Source organism: Cupriavidus sp. MEYA8, assembly GCF_059278825.1.
This window is the reverse complement of the sequence record NZ_CM181222.1, coordinates 117,542-133,987: the sequence shown is the minus strand read 5'-3', so window position 1 is coordinate 133,987 and position 16,446 is coordinate 117,542. Positions and strand designations below refer to the sequence as shown.

The 16,446-nt window shown below is 68.8% G+C and carries 13 protein-coding genes; 9 read left to right on the top strand and 4 right to left on the bottom strand.

Annotated elements, in window-relative coordinates; all coding sequences use genetic code 11:
• The first annotated feature begins 18 nt into the window (after positions 1–18).
• A complete protein-coding gene (locus AC5WJ1_RS17720; RefSeq protein ID WP_195427450.1) occupies positions 19–1,278 on the top strand; it encodes a M20/M25/M40 family metallo-hydrolase in 1,260 nt (419 codons plus the stop codon).
• A 206-nt stretch (positions 1,279–1,484) separates the two neighbouring features.
• Positions 1,485–1,748: a hypothetical protein gene (locus AC5WJ1_RS17715; protein ID WP_195427449.1), complete on the top strand. Its 264-nt coding sequence runs from the start codon at positions 1,485–1,487 to the stop codon at positions 1,746–1,748.
• 9 nt (positions 1,749–1,757) lie between these two features.
• Here the strand turns inward: AC5WJ1_RS17715 and AC5WJ1_RS17710 are convergent, their stop codons facing one another.
• From AC5WJ1_RS17710 to AC5WJ1_RS17700, 3 genes are all read right to left on the bottom strand, one after another.
• A complete protein-coding gene (locus AC5WJ1_RS17710) occupies positions 1,758–3,335 on the bottom strand; it encodes a phospholipase D family protein (protein ID WP_434034109.1) in 1,578 nt (525 codons plus the stop codon).
• 116 nt (positions 3,336–3,451) lie between these two features.
• On the bottom strand, positions 3,452–4,051 hold the full coding sequence (locus AC5WJ1_RS17705) for a superoxide dismutase family protein (protein ID WP_133093302.1): 600 nt from the start codon (positions 4,049–4,051) through the stop codon (positions 3,452–3,454).
• 129 nt (positions 4,052–4,180) lie between these two features.
• On the bottom strand, positions 4,181–5,116 hold the full coding sequence (locus AC5WJ1_RS17700) for a LysR family transcriptional regulator (protein WP_133093301.1): 936 nt from the start codon (positions 5,114–5,116) through the stop codon (positions 4,181–4,183).
• 383 nt (positions 5,117–5,499) lie between these two features.
• On the opposite strand from AC5WJ1_RS17700, the gene AC5WJ1_RS17695 reads away from it, so the two are divergent.
• The 7 genes from AC5WJ1_RS17695 to AC5WJ1_RS17665 all read left to right on the top strand — a co-directional run bounded on the left by AC5WJ1_RS17695 (position 5,500) and on the right by AC5WJ1_RS17665 (position 14,535).
• Entirely contained in the window at positions 5,500–6,393 is an 894-nt protein-coding gene (locus AC5WJ1_RS17695) for an alpha/beta hydrolase (protein WP_135703878.1), read from the top strand.
• Between the two features lie 239 nt (positions 6,394–6,632).
• Positions 6,633–7,874, top strand: coding sequence for an efflux RND transporter periplasmic adaptor subunit (locus AC5WJ1_RS17690; RefSeq protein WP_195427448.1), 1,242 nt, complete (start codon positions 6,633–6,635; stop codon positions 7,872–7,874).
• A 109-nt stretch (positions 7,875–7,983) separates the two neighbouring features.
• Positions 7,984–11,172: an efflux RND transporter permease subunit gene (locus tag AC5WJ1_RS17685; protein ID WP_135703880.1), complete on the top strand. Its 3,189-nt coding sequence runs from the start codon at positions 7,984–7,986 to the stop codon at positions 11,170–11,172.
• Positions 11,173–11,183: 11 nt separating this feature from the next.
• The gene (locus tag AC5WJ1_RS17680) at positions 11,184–12,707 is read left to right on the top strand and encodes an efflux transporter outer membrane subunit (RefSeq protein WP_243736803.1); all 1,524 of its coding nucleotides are present in this window, start codon (positions 11,184–11,186) and stop codon (positions 12,705–12,707) included.
• 185 nt (positions 12,708–12,892) lie between these two features.
• Positions 12,893–13,459: an SRPBCC family protein gene (locus AC5WJ1_RS17675; RefSeq protein WP_135703882.1), complete on the top strand. Its 567-nt coding sequence runs from the start codon at positions 12,893–12,895 to the stop codon at positions 13,457–13,459.
• A gap of 73 nt (positions 13,460–13,532) precedes the next feature.
• A complete protein-coding gene (locus AC5WJ1_RS17670; RefSeq protein ID WP_135703883.1) occupies positions 13,533–13,988 on the top strand; it encodes a hypothetical protein in 456 nt (151 codons plus the stop codon).
• 76 nt (positions 13,989–14,064) lie between these two features.
• A complete protein-coding gene (locus AC5WJ1_RS17665) occupies positions 14,065–14,535 on the top strand; it encodes a DUF2127 domain-containing protein (protein WP_135703884.1) in 471 nt (156 codons plus the stop codon).
• Here the strand turns inward: AC5WJ1_RS17665 and AC5WJ1_RS17660 are convergent.
• Positions 14,532–16,337, bottom strand: a complete 1,806-nt coding sequence (locus tag AC5WJ1_RS17660; protein WP_494476825.1) for an ExeM/NucH family extracellular endonuclease — start codon at positions 16,335–16,337, stop codon at positions 14,532–14,534. The genes AC5WJ1_RS17665 and AC5WJ1_RS17660 overlap by 4 nt on opposite strands.
• Positions 16,338–16,446: the final 109 nt, after the last annotated feature.

Here is a 16,446-nt window from a genome sequence, read left to right as displayed (position 1 = left end):
CCAACCCGAGGAGATTCCATGCCGTTTTCCGTTCGACACGTTGCCGTTGCCGCCGCCCTGGCACTTGCCGGCGCAGGCCACCTGGCCGCTGCCGCCCAGCCTGATGCTGCGCTGCTGGCCGCTGCCCGCACCGCCCAGCCGGCGGTGGTGCAGTCGCTCAAGGAGATGGTGTCGATCGAATCCGGCAGCGCCAACGCGCAGGGCCTGGCCCAGATGGCCAGCTACACCGAGAAGCGGCTGCAGGCGCTGGGCGCCAGGGTGGAGCGCGTGCCGGTCGCCAAGGGCCCGGGCACCATGGTCAAGGGCACGTTTATCGGCAACGGCAAGCGCCGCATCATGCTGATCGCCCACATGGACACGGTCTATCCGGAAAACACGCTGGCGACGCAGCCGATCCGCGAGGAGGGCAACCGGCTCTACGGCCCCGGCATTGCCGACGACAAGGGCGGCATTGCGGTCATCCTGCATTCGCTGGAGATCCTGAAGAACAAGGGCTGGCGCGACTACGCGCAGATCACCGTGCTGTTCAACCCCGACGAGGAAGTGGGTTCGGTCGGCTCCGGCGAAACCATTGCCACGCTGGCCGCGCAGCATGACGTGGTGCTGTCGTGCGAGCCCACTGCCGCCAAGGACGTGGTCAAGGCCGAGTCGCTGCTGCTGGGCGCGTCCGGCACCGCCACCGCCACCATGCAGGTCAAGGGCCGCGCCGCGCATGCCGGCGCCGCGCCCGAGCGCGGCCGCAATGCGCTGGTCGAGCTGGCCTACCAGCTGCAGCAGACCCGCGACGTCGGCGCGCAGGTGCCCGGCTCGCAGCTGAACTGGACCCAGGCGCAGGCCGGCACGGTGCGCAACCAGATCCCCGAAAGCGCGGTGGCCTATGGCGACGTGCGCACCACGGCCAGCGGCGCCGCCGAGAGGCTGAAAGTCGCGCTGCAGGACAAGGTCAGATCGGGCCAGCTGGTGCCCGACACGCAGACCACGGTGACGATGGAAGAAGGCCGCCCGCCGTTCATCGCCGACGCCCGCGGCCGCGCGCTGGCCAGGCGCGCGCAGGAGATCTACGCGGAGCTGGACGGCCGCACCCTGGCACTGGCCGAAAGCACCGGCGGCGCCACCGACGCCAGCTACGCCGCGCGCTCGGGCAAGCCGGCGGTGGTGGAGAGCTTCGGCCTGGCGGGATACGGCTACCACGCGCGCGACGAGTACATCGAGCTGGATTCGATCGTGCCGCGGCTGTACCTGATGACGCGGATCCTGGAGGATATTGGACGCAACTGAGCGGGGGCAACTAAGCGGGCGCAACTGAGCGGGGCGCGCCACCGAGGCCCGGGCCGGTGTGCGTAGGATGGCACCCGCGGGCGCCGAGGTGGCGCGTCAGGTATGAGCCATGCGCCGCCGGCGGCCACAGGCCCCGGCATCCTGCTACAGTGTCAACGCCGCCCGCAAGTGGCGGCCATGACAAGACATAGTGGGGAGACCGCAGCATGAACCGCAAAGGCCTGGTCGATGCCGCCTCGGCATTGGAAGACCTGGCGGCCGGCAATGTGCCGGCTGCCGCGCAAGTCGCGACAGGCGCCGCCGCGCTGGAGAAGATCCATGCCGATTACCCGGGCTGGCGCGACGTCGGCGATGCCCTGTTCGGCCTCAAGGCCCTTGCCAGCGGCAGTGCCATGGACCTGGACGCCAATGGCCGCCAGCGCGCCGGCCGCCTGGCCGACGTCGTGCGCAGCCTGATCGACCAGATCTGAACGGCCCGGCTACAGCATCGACTCGATCGGCAGGATCGACAGGAACCAGATGCCGAGCCGCCGCCACCAGCTGGTGTTGGGTTCGGTGTCGTAGCGCACCACCTCGTTGCCGCGCCGCTCCAGCCAGTACAGCTTGCCCTGCTCGTCGAGCTTGACCTGGTAGGCCGCTTCCGGCACCACCGTGGCGAAGGTCGATTCGATGCGGCCGGCCAGAGCCGGGCTGTCGATGACGAAGCCCAGCTCGGTATTGAGGTGGGCCGAGCGCGGGTCGAAATTGAACGAGCCGACGAACACGCGGCTGGCATCCACGCCAAAAGTCTTGGCATGGAGGCTCGAGCCGGAACTGCCGAACGGGCCGGCGCGGTTCTCTTTCTTGTCCGGTGTCGCCGACCGCCGCAGCTCATACAGGTCCACGCCTGCCTCCAGCAGCGCCTTGCGGCGCTTGGCATAGCCCGAATGGACGGCGGCGACATCGGTGGCCTCCAGCGCGTTGGTCAGCACGCGCACGGCAACGCCCTTTTCGGCCAGCTGCGAGAAATACGCGGTGCCCGCGGTGGAGGGGACGAAGTAGGGCGAGACCAGGTCCAGCTCGCGCTGGGGCTCCCCCAGGATCTCGCGCAGCTGGTGCGCGACCAGCGTGTCGCGTTCCGCCTCGCCAAGGGCCTTGGCGGGATCGTCGCTGACGATGCGCGCCCTGGCCCACTCGAACTCCAGCGTGCCGTCGAGCATGTGCCGCACGTCGGGCACCTCGCGCAGCGCCGCCACGTAGGCCGCAGCGGCCGGGTTCTGCTCCACCGCGCGGGCGTTGCCGGCCAGTTCGTCCAGGCGCTCCATGCTGACCGGCGGCACCAGCCGGTCCACCGGGTATGCCGAAGCGCTCGCCCAGTAGCGGTCGAAGTCGTGCGCGACGTCGGCGGCGGCGGGGCCGATCGCAATCACGTCGAGGTCGGCGAACAGCACGCCGTCCGTGGCCCCGAAGTATTCGTCGCCGACATTGCGCCCGCCGATGATCGTGGCGACGCCGTCGGCGGTGAACGACTTGTTGTGCATGCGCCGGTTCAGGCGCCGGAAATCGGTCAGGAAATTGAGCGCCTTGGGCTGGCGCAGCACGAACGGGTTGAAGATCCGCACTTCGGCCTGCGGGTGCGCGTCCATGGCCGCGAGCAGCTCGTCCATGCCCGACAGCCCGTTGTCATCGAGCAGCAGGCGCACGCGCACGCCGCGGTCGGCGGCCTCGTGCAGCGCCTCCAGCAGCAACGTGCCGGTCAGGTCGTTGCGCCAGATGTAATACTGCACGTCGAGCGTGCGCTGCGCCGTGCGTGCCAGGTGGATGCGCGCGGCGAAGGCGGCCTGGGCGTTGTTCAGCGGGTGGATGCCGCTGAGCCCGGGGTGGCCGGCCAGCGCGGCCGCGATCGCGCGGCCCAGCGGCGTGGCCGCGGCCTCGGCGGGCGTGATGGCGGTGGATTCGGTGCGGTTGTCCAGCGGCGGCAGCGCGCAGCCGCCCAGCAGGGCGGCGCAGCACAGCACGAGCGAACTGGCGTGCAGGCGGTGGTGGGGCACGAACGCAGCGTCTGTGGGCAATGGCATGGCGATGGTCGGCGCGTCCCGCGGGCGGGGCCGCGCGTGTCGGCAATGTCCGCCATGTTGCCATGCCCTGACCCTCTCCCGCGAGCGGAGATACTCAGGTGCGAAACACCTGCGACTTACGAAGCCGCCACTACCCCACAGGCAATGCGTCCGCCCGCATTGCCGGTCGGCTGCGTCTTGTAGTCGTCCGGATCCTTGTGCACCACCACTGCGCGCCCGATCACGCTGTTGGCTCCGGTACCCACCGACAGGTCCGGCAGCAGCATGCTGACCCTGGCATTGCCGCTCGAGTCGGCAGTGATGTTGTTCATGTCGCCGGCGTGGTGATCAGGCATGGTCATCTGGCCGTGCGGCTTGCCACCCGGATTGAAATGGCCGCCGGCGCTCATCGCGTCGGGCGCGGAACAGTCGCCCTTTTCATGGACGTGGAAGCCATGGACGGTATTCGGCGGCAGTCCGGTGATCGAGGCGGTCATCAGCACGCCGCCCGGCTGCTGCTGGAAAGTCACGGTGCCGGCGGTATTGGTGCCGCTCTTGGGCTGCAGCGCGGCCGCGGCGCGAGCACCGCTCGTGGTCGACGACGATGCGGCGGCAGCGCTGGCGCTGGCGCCGGTGGCGCTGGATGAGGCCGAGGCGCTCTTGCCGGAACCGGCGCAGCCGGCCAGCACCACGGTGGCGGCAACGCAGGCGGCCAGGGGGATAAGCACTTGTTTCATCGGAATCCTCTTCTCGTCGTGATTTCGGATGAAACAGTATAGGACGGGCAACGCGCTCGCGGCTTCCGGTTTTGTCCTGCCAGGCACGTTTCGGAGGCTCCGGCGCTTGCAACCTGCGCCAGGGCGCGCTCAGGCCGCCACCGCGAGGCGCTGCTGGACCGCACCAAAATGCGGGTGGCGCGAGAACAGGTCCGCCGCCCAGTTGACAAATACCCGCACCTTGGCCGACAGGTGCCGGTTCTGCGGATACATCGCCGAGATCGGCAACTCGTCGGTCTGCCAGTCGGCCAGGATCTCGACCAGCCGGCCGCTGGCCACGTAAGGCTCGGCCATGGCGCGCGAGATGCGGGCGATGCCATGGCCTTCCAGCGTGCAGCCCACGTAGACCTCGGGATCGTTGGTCGAGATCGCCGAGGGCAGCAGTACCTCGCCGCGCTCCGTGCCGCGCGCCATCGGCCACGGCATCTCGCGTCCGGTGCGGTTGGACAGGTAGTTCACCGCCTTGTGCTGCGCCAGTTCGGCCAGGTCGCCCGGCGTGCCGGCGCGGTTCAGGTAGATCGGCGAGGCGTAGAACGCCAGCTTTACATGGCCGATGCGTCGGGCCACCATCGATTCGTCCAGCGGGATCCCCACGCGCAACACCACGTCGACGCCTTCCTGCAGCAGGTCGATGGGCTTGCCGTTGATGGTCAGTTCGAGCTTCAGGTCGGGGTAGGCCTGCAGGAAGTCATTCAGTGCAGGCACGAGAACCAGATTGGCCAGCGGCGCGGTGGTGTCGACCGACAAGGTGCCGCGCGGCGAATTGTTCTGCCGAGTCAGCGACTGCTCGGCTTCTTCCACGTCCGCCAGGATGCGCACGCAGCGTTCGTAGTAGGCCGCGCCGTCGTTGGTCACGCTGATGCGGCGCGTGGTCCGGTGCAGCAGCTTGACGCCGAGGTGCGTCTCCAGGTTCTGGATCAGGCGGGTCAGCGTGGCCTTGGGCAGGTCCAGCGATTCGGCGGCGCGCGCAAAGCTGCCGACGTCCACGACCCGTGTGAATGCCTGCATTGATACGAGACGGTCCATGATGAGGTTCCGACGAGAGATCCGAACGGCGTGCCGCGCGCGCTCGTGACGCGCACGGCGTGGCTTGTGGTTGTGATTGGGGGAGTGCTGCCGGCTGGCTGGCGCCGGATGCGCGGGGGCGCGGGCCGGCGTGGGTTTGTCAGGGCGAGCAGCGCCCGCAACGAAGGCAGGGTTGCGGGTCGCCATGCGTGCCAGGAACTGGAGTGAATCACATTTTCGATGACCTTGTCACGCGTGGGGTTTCGGTCATCGGGAGTGGTTCGATTATTCCAATCCCGGAACAGTGCATTGGCGATCTCTCGCTTTATCCCATCCTCGTCAATCACCATAATCCGTTGCATCGCAACACTCAAGCGCATTGTTTTTCCCGTGCGCCGGACGCCATGCCAAACAAGCCAGGCCAACGCCAGAACGCCGCTCCCGCCGCCACCGGCCAGGGCGAGCCGCGCGTGGTCGAGCACACGGTAACGAGCGACGGCCGCGAGATCGCGGTGTGCGTGTGCTACCCGCCGGGCTATCCCGCGCCGGGCGCCGAGGCGGCCACGTGGCTGCCCTGGCTGGTGTACCTGCATGCCGGCGGCTTTGTCGATGGCGGCCTGGAGCGGGCGCGCAAGCTGGTGCAGGACCTGGCCAGGGCGGTGCCGGCCGTGGTGGTGACGCCGGCCTATTCGCTGGCGCCCGAAAACCCGTTCCCGGCCGCGCCTGAAGACGCGCACAGCACGGTGCAATGGGTGCTGCGCAACGCCCGGCGCCTGAAGCTGGACAAGACCCGCTTCGCGCTGGTGGGTGAGGAAGCCGGCGGTAACCTTGCGATCGCGCTGGCGCAGATGCTGCGCGACCGCGGCACCGCGCAGCCGCGCGGCCAGTGGCTGATCCGGCCGGTGACCGACCCCTGCCTGCAGCACGCATCGTGCGCGGGCTTCGGCAGCGGGCAGGTGCTGATGGAAACGTTGCGGCGCATGGCCTGCAACTATCGCGATTACTTGCCGACGCCGGCGGACAGCGTGCATCCCTATGCCGCGCCGGCGATGGCTTCGCGCCTGGCCGGGCTGCCGCCCACGCTGGTCCAGGTCGCGGAACAGGATACGCTGCGCGCTGAAGGCGAGGCCTTCGCGCAGCGGCTGGGCAAGGCCGGTGTGCCGGCCCAGGCCATGATCATGCCCGGCGCCTGTGGCGACGGCGTGGAAGAGACCCATGACGCGTGTCAGGCATGGGTCGACGAAGGTGCGCGGTTCCTGCAGCGATGTCTGGCTGCGGCCGACGATACCTCACCCTGACCGAACGCCAGGCTGGCGCAAGCGCCAGCCGGCCTGGAGCCAAGCCCGCCGGCTGAGCCGCTCCAGCCAATCGCCAGCCGGCTCTGTATCGGCCAGAGCCAGGTCCGCCGGTTTGCACGGGCGGCCCTAAGTCCGACTATCCAATCTGAATCGGTTCCGATCCGCCCTGCGCGGACCGGCAGGCGGCGTTCGGCCATTTGCTTTTCCGGTTGAAGAAAACCCGAACAGGAGTTTGAGAAATGCAGCAGCATAAGCGACGTACCCTGATTGCCCTTGCCATCGTCGTGGTGCTCGGTGCCGGCGTGGCCGGCGCGGTCCTGCGCCCGTGGCACAGCGGCGAGGCCCATGCCAACACCCCGCCGCCGGCCCCGTCGATCGAAGTGGCCGCCGCGGTGGGCCAGACCATAACGGAGTGGGACGAGTTCTCCGGCCGACTGGAGGCGGTCGACCGCGTGGAGATCCGCCCGCGCGTGGGCGGCACCATCGATGCGGTCCACTTCCGCGAGGGCGCGCTGGTGAAGAAGGGCGATCCGCTCTTTACCATCGACCCGCGCCCCTACGCCGCCGAAGTGGCACGCGCCGAGGCCGCGCTGGCCGCCGCGCAAGTCCGCGCGGGGCACGCCAGGAGCGAGGGCGAACGCGCGCAGCGGCTGCTGGACGACAACGCCATCTCGCGCCGCGAGTTCGACGAGCGCATCCACGCCGCGCGCGAAACCAGCGCCAACGTGCGCGCCGCGCAGGCACAACTCGAAGCCGCGCGCCTGAACCTGACCTATACGCGCATCATCGCGCCGGTGTCCGGGCGCGTGTCGCGTGCCGAGATCACCGTGGGCAACCTGGTGGCGCCGGGCACGGCCACGCCGGCGCTGACCACGGTGGTGTCGGTGTCGCCGATCTACGCGAGCTTTGAGATCGACGAGCAGAGCTACCTGCGCTACACCGCGCCGGGCGCCGGCGGCGGGCAGGCCAACCTGCCGGTCTACCTCGGCCTGGCCAACGAAGACGGCCACCCGCACCAGGGCAAGATCCAGTCGGTCGACAACCGGCTCGATACCCGCAGCGGCACCATCCGCGTGCGCGCGGTGTTCGACAACGACGACGGCCGCCTGCTGCCGGGCCTGTACGCCAAGGTCAAGATGGGCGGCGGCGCGCCGCATGCGGCGGTGCTGGTCAACGACCGCGCCGTCGGCACCGACCAGGGCAAGAAGTTCGTGCTGGTGCTCGACAAGGCCAACAAGCTGGTCTACCGCGAAGTCGAGCTCGGACCCAACTACGAAGGCCTGCGCGTGATCCGCAAGGGGCTGAAGCCGGGCGAGAGCATCGTCGTCAACGGGCTGCAGCGGGTGCGGCCGGGCGACACGGTTCAGCCCAAGGCGGTGGCCATGGCATTCCGCAGCGAGCTGGAGCCGCGCCAGGCAACGCCTGACCGCAAGCAGGCCGCCGCCGGAAAAGGCGATGCGGACGCCAAGCCGGTGAGCTGATCCGCCTACCGACAGCAGAAAACCCCTAGCGCCCCCCTGCAGATGTGGATGGCGCCCGCCACGGCGGGCCGCCAGGGGGACCGCTACGCCAACGCAGGCAGAGACCAAGATGAACCTCTCCAAATTCTTTATCGACCGCCCCATCTTCGCCGGGGTGCTGTCGGTGCTGATCTTCCTGATTGGCGCCATCTCGATGTTCAAGTTGCCGATCTCGGAGTACCCGGAAGTGGTGCCGCCGTCGGTGGTGGTGCGCGCGCAGTATCCGGGCGCCAACCCCAAGGTGATCGCCGAAACCGTGGCTTCGCCGCTGGAAGAGCAGATCAACGGCGTCGAGGACATGCTGTACATGTCGTCGCAGTCCAACAGCGACGGCCTGCTCACGCTGACCGTGACCTTCAAGCTGGGCACCGACCCGGACAAGGCGCAGCAGCTGGTGCAGAACCGCGTGTCGCAGGCCGAGCCGCGCCTGCCGGAAGACGTGCGCCGGCTGGGCATCACCACGGTCAAGAGCTCGCCGGACCTGACCATGGTGGTCCACCTGGTCTCGCCCAACGACCGCTACGACATGACGTACCTGCGCAACTACGCGGTAATCAACGTCAAGGACCGCCTGGCGCGGATCCAGGGCGTGGGCCAGGTGCAGCTGTTCGGCTCGGGCGACTACGCCATGCGCGTGTGGCTCAACCCCGAGAAGATGGCCGAGCGCCAGCTCGCCACCAGCGATGTCATCAAGGCCATCCGCGAGCAGAACGTGCAGGTGGCGGCCGGCGTGATCGGCCAGTCGCCGTCGCTGCCGGGCGCCGACCTGCAGCTGTCGGTCAATGCGCAGGGCCGCCTGGGCACGGTGGAAGAGTTCGGCGATATCGTCGTGCGCACCTCCGCCGACGGCGCGGTGACCTACCTGAAGGACGTTGCCCGCATCGAGCTGGGCGCGTCCGAGTACGCGCTGCGCTCGCTGCTGGACAACAAGCCGGCAGTGGCCATCCCCATCTTCCAGGCGCCGGGCTCCAACGCCATCCAGATCTCGGATGACGTGCGCAAGACCATGGAAGAGCTGAAGCAGAACTTCCCGGACGGCATCGACTACAGCATCGTCTATGACCCCACGCAGTTCGTGCGCCACTCGATCGAGGCGGTGACGCATACGCTGTTCGAGGCCATCGCGCTGGTGGTGCTGGTGGTGATCCTGTTCCTGCAGACGTGGCGCGCATCGATCATTCCGCTGCTGGCGGTGCCGGTGTCGATCGTCGGTACCTTCGGCCTGATGCATGCGTTCGGCTTCTCGATCAACGCGCTGTCGCTGTTCGGGCTGGTGCTGGCCATCGGTATCGTGGTCGACGACGCGATCGTGGTGGTGGAAAACGTCGAGCGCAACATCGAGGAAGGGCTGACGCCGAAGGAGGCCACCTACAAGGCCATGCGCGAAGTCAGCGGCCCCATCATCGCCATCGCGCTGACGCTGATCGCCGTGTTCGTGCCGCTGGCCTTCATGACCGGCCTGACCGGCCAGTTCTACAAGCAGTTCGCGCTGACGATCTCGATCTCGACCATCATCTCCGCGTTCAACTCGCTGACGCTGTCGCCGGCGCTGTCGGCCCTGCTGCTGAAGAGCCATGACGCGCCCAAGGACTGGCTGTCGCGCGGCATGGACCGCGTGTTCGGCGGCTTCTTCAAGCGCTTCAACAACTTCTTCGGCCGCAGCGCGGAAAGCTATGGCCGCGGGGTGAAGGGCGTGATCCGCCGCAAGGGTTCGGTGTTCGGCGTCTATGCGGTGATGCTGGCGCTGACCTGGGGCGTGTTCCAGCTGGTGCCCAAGGGCTTCGTGCCGGCGCAGGACAAGCAGTACCTGGTGAGCTTCGCCAAGCTGCCCGACGGCGCCACGCTGGACCGCACCGAGGACGTGATCCGCAAGATGAGCGAGATCGCGCTGAAGCATCCGGGCGTGGAATCGGCGGTGGCCTTCCCGGGCCTGTCGATCAACGGCTTCACCAACAGCCCGAGCGCCGGCATCGTGTTCGCCACGCTCAAGCCGTTTGAAGAGCGAAAGAGCGCAGAGCTGTCGGGCGCGGCCATTGCCGCCGACCTCAACCAGAAGTATGGGGCGATCCAGGATGCCTTTATCGCGGTGTTCCCGCCGCCGCCCGTGCAGGGCCTCGGCACCATCGGCGGCTTCAAGCTGATGATCGAGGACCGTGCGGCGCTGGGCTATGACGCGCTGTTCGAGGCAACCAATGCCTTCGCCACCAAGGCGCGCGCCACGCCCGAGCTGACCGGCATCTTCAGCAACTACCAGGTCAACGTGCCGCAGCTCGACGTCAAGCTGGACCGCGTCAAGGCCAAGCAGCTGGGCGTGCCGGTGACGGAGGTGTTCGACACGCTGCAGACCTACCTGGGCTCGGCGTACGTCAACGACTTCAACAAGTTCGGCCGCACCTATCAGGTCAAGGTGCAGGCGGATGCGCCGTTCCGCGCCCATGCCGAGGACATCCTGCAGCTGAAGACGCGCAACGCCGCCGGCGACATGGTGCCGCTGTCATCGCTGGTGCAGGTGAAGCAGGGCTTCGGTCCGGACAGCGTGGTGCGCTACAACGGCTTCACGGCTGCCGACATGAACGGCGGGCCCGCGCCGGGGTTCTCGTCAGGGCAGGCGCAGGCCGCCGCCGAGCGCATCGCCGCGGAAACGCTGCCGAAGGGCATGAAGTTCGAATGGACCGAGCTGACCTACCAGGACATCCTGGCCGGCAATGCGGGCGTCTGGATCTTCCCGCTGTGCGTGCTGCTGGTGTTCCTGGTGCTGGCTGCGCAGTATGAAAGCCTGACGCTGCCGCTGGCGGTGATCCTGATCGTGCCGATGAGCCTGCTGGCGGCGATGACGGGGGTGTGGCTGACGCAAGGCGACAACAACATCTTCACGCAGATCGGTTTCATCGTGCTGGTGGGGCTATCCGCGAAGAACGCGATCCTGATCGTGGAGTTTGCGCGCGAGCTCGAGCATAACGGCCGTACCGTGGTGCAGGCCGCGATCGAAGCGAGCCGCTTGCGCCTGCGTCCGATCCTGATGACGTCGTTCGCTTTCATCATGGGCGTGGTGCCGCTGGTGGTGTCCAGCGGTGCCGGCTCGGAGATGCGCCATGCGATGGGCGTGGCGGTGTTCGCGGGCATGCTCGGCGTGACTTTCTTCGGGCTGTTCCTGACGCCGGTGTTCTACGTGGCGCTGCGTTTGCTGGCCACCCGGGGCCAGCGCCGCGCGGCGGCGCAGGAGCAGGGCGCCGCCCGCCTGACCGCATCGGCTGAATAATGGTGATCAACATGAATGCTGCTGCAATGTCGACAACAAACTACTGGTTGCCGAAGCTGGCTACGCTGGCCGCCGCGCTGATCCTGGCCGGCTGCTCGCTGGCGCCGACCTACAAGGTGCCGGAGACCGCCACGGTGCCGGCCTACAAGGAAGCCGAGGCCGCGCAGGCCGAAGGCGCGCAATGGAAGACCGCGACACCGGCCGAAGGCCAGCATCGCGGCGAATGGTGGAAGATCTTCGGCGACGGCGAGCTGGACCGCCTGATGGCCGCGGCCGGCGAATCCAACCAGGATCTCGCCATCGCCGCGGCGCGCCTGAAGCAGGCGCGTGCCTTCACCGGCGCGACCGAGGCGGATCTCTACCCGCAGCTCAGTGTGGGGCTCGATCCGACCCGATCCCAGCCGTCGGCCGCGTCGCAAGGCCTGCCTGATGGCACGCGGGTCTCGCCGCAGACCGTGCTGAAGGCCCGCGCCTTCGCCAGCTATGAGTTGGACCTGTTCGGCCGCGTCGCGTCCAGCGTCAATGCCGCGCGCGCCGATGGCGAGGCGGCCGAGGACCTGTACCGCTCGGTGCAGCTCGCGCTGCAGGCCGACGTGGCGCAGGCGTATTTTGCGCTGCGCACGCTCGACAGCGAACGCGACCTGCTGAATGCGACCATCCGGCTGCGTGAAGACGCGCTGAAGCTGCTGAAGAAGCGCTACGACGCCGGCGAGACCACCGACCTTGACCCGGCCCGCGCCGAGGCCGAGCTTGGCACCGCGCGCGCCGACCTGGCCGGCATCGAGCGCCGCCGCGCAAACCAGGAGCATGCGCTGGCGGTGCTGACCGGCGTGCCGCCCGCGGCGTTCTCGCTGCCGGCGCGGCCGTTCGATGCCGCGCCGATCGCGATCCCGGCCGGGCTGCCGTCCGAGCTGCTGGAGCGGCGCCCGGACATCGCCGCGGCGGAGCGGCAGATGGCTGCGGCCAACGCCCGCATCGGCGTGGCCAAGGCGGCGTTCTTCCCGCGCATCACGCTGACCGGGCTGTTCGGCTTTGAATCGGCCGACCTGTCCAACCTGTTCAAATGGTCGTCGCGCACCTGGATGCTGGGGCCACTGATCGGCTCGACCATCGCGCAGACGGTGTTCGACGGCGGCCGCAACAGTTCCAACCTGGCCGGCGCGCGTGCCGCGCACGAGGAAAGCGTGGCCGCGTACCGGCAGACCGTGCTGGTGGCCTTCCGGGAAGTCGAGGACAGCCTGGCCGATGTGCGCTGGCTGAGCCAGCAGGCAGGCGCGCTGGACAGCGCGCTGGGCGGCGCGCGCCGCGCGGCGCGGATCTCGCGCAGCCGCTACGATGCCGGCGCCGTCGACTACCTGACCGTGATCGATGCCGACCGCACCGTGCTGCAGTCCCAGCGCGAGGCCAATGCGGTGGCGGGCTTGCGCGCTGCCGCAACGGTGTCGCTGATCCGCCGGCTGGGCGGCGGCTGGGGGCCGGTGCCGGAGACGGTGGCGGCAACGCAGCCGGTGACGGCCACCGTGCCCGCGCAATGACGCGCCGCAGCGGCACGCCATGACGCGGTGCAACCGCGCGCCGCAAGGGCGTCGATAAGCGCGACAATAAGCGCACCAACAAGCGCACCAACAAGCGACGCCGATGCTGGCGCGATGCCCCGGAATCACTACACTGGAAGCATCGCGCCACGCGTCAGATTTGCGGGCGCCTGGGTTGCGCCGTCATGCTTCGCTTCAGGAAACCGGTCTGGGGATTGATCTTTGCCGCGCTCACGGTGGCGCTGCTGCTGGTGCCATTGCCGTGGGCGGACCGCACCAGCATCCACGACGAAGTGGTGATCGCCCGGACTCCGGCCGAGGTGTTCGACTACATTGCCACGCCGCAGCACTGGCCGGCGTGGTATCCCGCCTCGGGCGCGGTAGCGGGGGCCACGGACCATCCGCTGGCGCTCGGTGAGCGCGTGGCCGAAAGCTTCGTGGCGGGCGAGCGCAGCGCCGTGGTGATCTGGACCGTCACCATCAACCAGCGCCCGCGCGTCTGGGCGATTGCGGGCGAGGTGCCGGGCGGGCGCCGGGCCGGTACCATCACCTACAAGCTCACTCCGGCCATGACGCCGTCGCTGACGCCATCAGCGGAAAGCACGCGTTTCGAACGGGAATTCAGCTACCAGTCGCCCACGCTGCTCTTTGCGCTGCTCAATCGCCTGATGCTGCGCTCGCGCCTGCAGTCCGAGTCCGCCGAGGCCGTCAGGCGCCTGAAGGCGAGGCTGGAAGCACCGCAGGCGCCATAGCCTTGCACGGCGGGGCGATCGGCACTAAGTTGGAAACAGCGGCCCATGCCGCTGCAGGAGCTTTGCCATCACCATGACGTCCCGTACCCTTGGCCTTGATACCGCAGCCTGGATGTGGCGGCTGGCATTGGGCGCCGCGCTGGCACTGGCGTTGCAGTTCGGCGCGGCACCGCTGCGCGCCCAGCCGCATGAGTCGGGTCCGATCACGATCGGCGGATCGGCGCAAGTGCAGGGGCCGGTGCGGGTCCATGGCACCCTGACCGTCGCCGGCCACGTCTATGCCAGCGGCCCGCTGACCGCAGCATTCTTCACCGGCCCGGTCAGCGCCCGCTCTGTGCCGTATCGCGGCGGCTACCTGAAGGTGTTCAAGGGACCGTTGACCGTGCATGGCGACATGGTGGTCAATGGCGACCTGAACGTTGCCGGACCGCTGACCGTCGATGGCCCGCTTGCCGCCAGCGGCGGCATCGATGCCGACGGGCCGATGCGCGAGCGGGACTACAGCGACTACCGCGACTACCTCCGCTGACTACCGCCGCTGCGTGGCGTTTCCCTGTTGCACAATACCGGCTTTGCAGTCACTGCAATCCGGACGGGGAACACGCATGGCAAAGCAGGGTGAGGGCGCTCTGGGCCTGAAGGGCATTGCAATGTTCGAGGCGGCCAAGGGCCTGCTGGTGATCGTCGCCGGCCTGGGGCTGGCCGCGCTGCTGCACCGCGATGCGCAGGCGCTGGCCGAAGCCATCATCCAGCGCCTGCACGTCAACCCCGCCAGCCGCTATCCCACCATCTTCCTGTCGCTGCTTGCGCATCCCGATAACGCGCGCCTGTGGGCGATCGGCGGCTCGGCGGCGGTCTATGCGCTGATGCGCTTCGCCGAGGCCTACGGACTTTGGCGCGGGCTCGCCTGGGGCAACTGGATCGGCATCTGGTCCGGCGGCATCTATATCCCGCTGGAGTTGTACGAAGCCTTTGTCCATCCGGGCTGGCTGCATGGCGGGCTGGCGGCGGCCAACCTGCTGGTGGTGCTGTACCTTGCGCAGGGATTGCTGCTGCGGCGCATGTCGGCCGGCTAGGGCGATCCGGCGGCCAGGGCGAGGTCGATCAGCAAGGGGTCGTGGTCGGAGGACCGGTATGCATCGGGGGCGTAGTAGGCCGGCACCGAAGGCGCGCCCGGGGCCGGCGCATAAGAGAACGCCGCCGGCTCGTCGGCATTGATATGCCACGGCTGCACGGCTACGACATGCCTCGCGGCCGCGGCATCCGCCAGCACATGGTCGAGGTAGCCGGCCTGTCCGTTGTAGACGTAGCTGTAGGCCTGCGGCCCCGCCAGCTTCGCCACCATGTCCGCATAGCCGCGCCGTGCCAGCAGCCGCACCGGATCTTCCATTGCATAGCTGTTCAGGTCGCCGATCACCAGCACGCCCGCGCCGGGGGCGCCGGTCGGCACCATGGCAATCCAGTCGGCCAGGGCGCCGGCGGCCTGCACGCGCGAGGGACTCCAGCATCCTTGCCCATCGCCCTGGTCGGCTTGCGCGCCAGCGGCTTCCGCGCAGTTCTTTGACTTGAGGTGGTTGACCACGACCGTCACTGGCGCGCCGCCGGCCTTTGCCCGGAAGCTGGCGGCAAGCGGCTGGCGGCTGCGGGCGCCCAGCCAGGTGGTGGCGGCACGGCCTACGATCTCCGTGGCGCGGGCGTTGTACAGCAGGCCCACCGCGATGGCATCGCCGCCGAGCGCGGGCGTTCCGGGATCGACGACGCGCCAGTCGGGCCCGAGCCGCGCCGCCAGTTGCCGCACGGCGCTGTCCGGGCCAAAGCCGTTGTTCTGCAACTCCATCAGGCCGATCACGTCGGCATCCAGCGCACGCAGTGCGGCGGCCAGCTTGGCCTCCTGCCGGGCCAGCGCCGCGGCGGTCCGCGCGCCGCGGTTGTCGCCCGAAGCGAGGCCACCACTGCCGCCACCGCCGTTAAAGTAGTTCTGCAGGTTGAATGCCGCCACCCGCAGCGTTGCGGCGGGATGGCGCGCCGGCGCGCCCGGGCGCGGATTGGCGGCCTGGAACGCCGGCGCCCGCGCGCCGCGTACCGGCTGCAGGCGCCACTGCCCGTGGCGCTTCTCCAGCACGCCGGCCACGCCGCTGACGGTATCGCCGGTACGCAACGGATGGCTGGCGGCAAGCTGCGGCGGCGGGTACGGCACCACTTCCGGGTACTGGCGCGTCGAGCCATCGTCGAGCAGCAACCGGTTGCGCAAATTGGCCGCCGCGGCTTGCGCTGCGCCCGCGCCTGGCAAGGCGACCTGCGTGGGCGCGAACGGGCGCCCCACGCTCAGCGCCAGCGTGCCATAGCGCGCCAGTTCATGGGTTTCGCTGACCGTCAGCGTCTGCGGCATCCTGACCAGCATGCCGGCGCGGGCACGCAGGTCGGCATCGCTGGCCGGCAACACCAGCGTTGCCGGCGTGACCGGAATGCCGCTGGCGCAGACCGCCGGCGCATCGGACAAGGTCAGCTGTGTTTGTCCGAATTTTTCCTCGACCCTTCCGGACAGGCGCACGAGGTCGCCCGTGCGCGCCACTGCCCGCGGGGCATAGACGAACAGCCCTTCGGAAATGCCCGGCCGCTGCTGGCGCTGGGCGTCGGCCTGCTGCACGAAGAAGCCGCGCAGGCCGCGATCGCCGCTGAAATCCGCGGTGACCACCGCTTCGACCTCGACCATCCGGCCGGACCATGCGCCGCCGTCCTGGACCTGGGCAATGGCCGTCGCCGGCGCGCCGCATGGCTGCACGGCGCCAAACGCCGGCGCGGCACCGGGCAGGCAGAGAAGAATGGTGAGGGCAGGGATGCAAAAACTTCCGGGCAGCGGTCGCAAGCGGGTCGGCATGGCAGCTCTGGCAACGAAGTGGCAAGGTCCACGATGCTAGCCGAGCGGTGTAACGGAATGCTTTCCGCGGCATGCGGCGCCGTCGATCGTGATAAGGTAGTAAGAACCC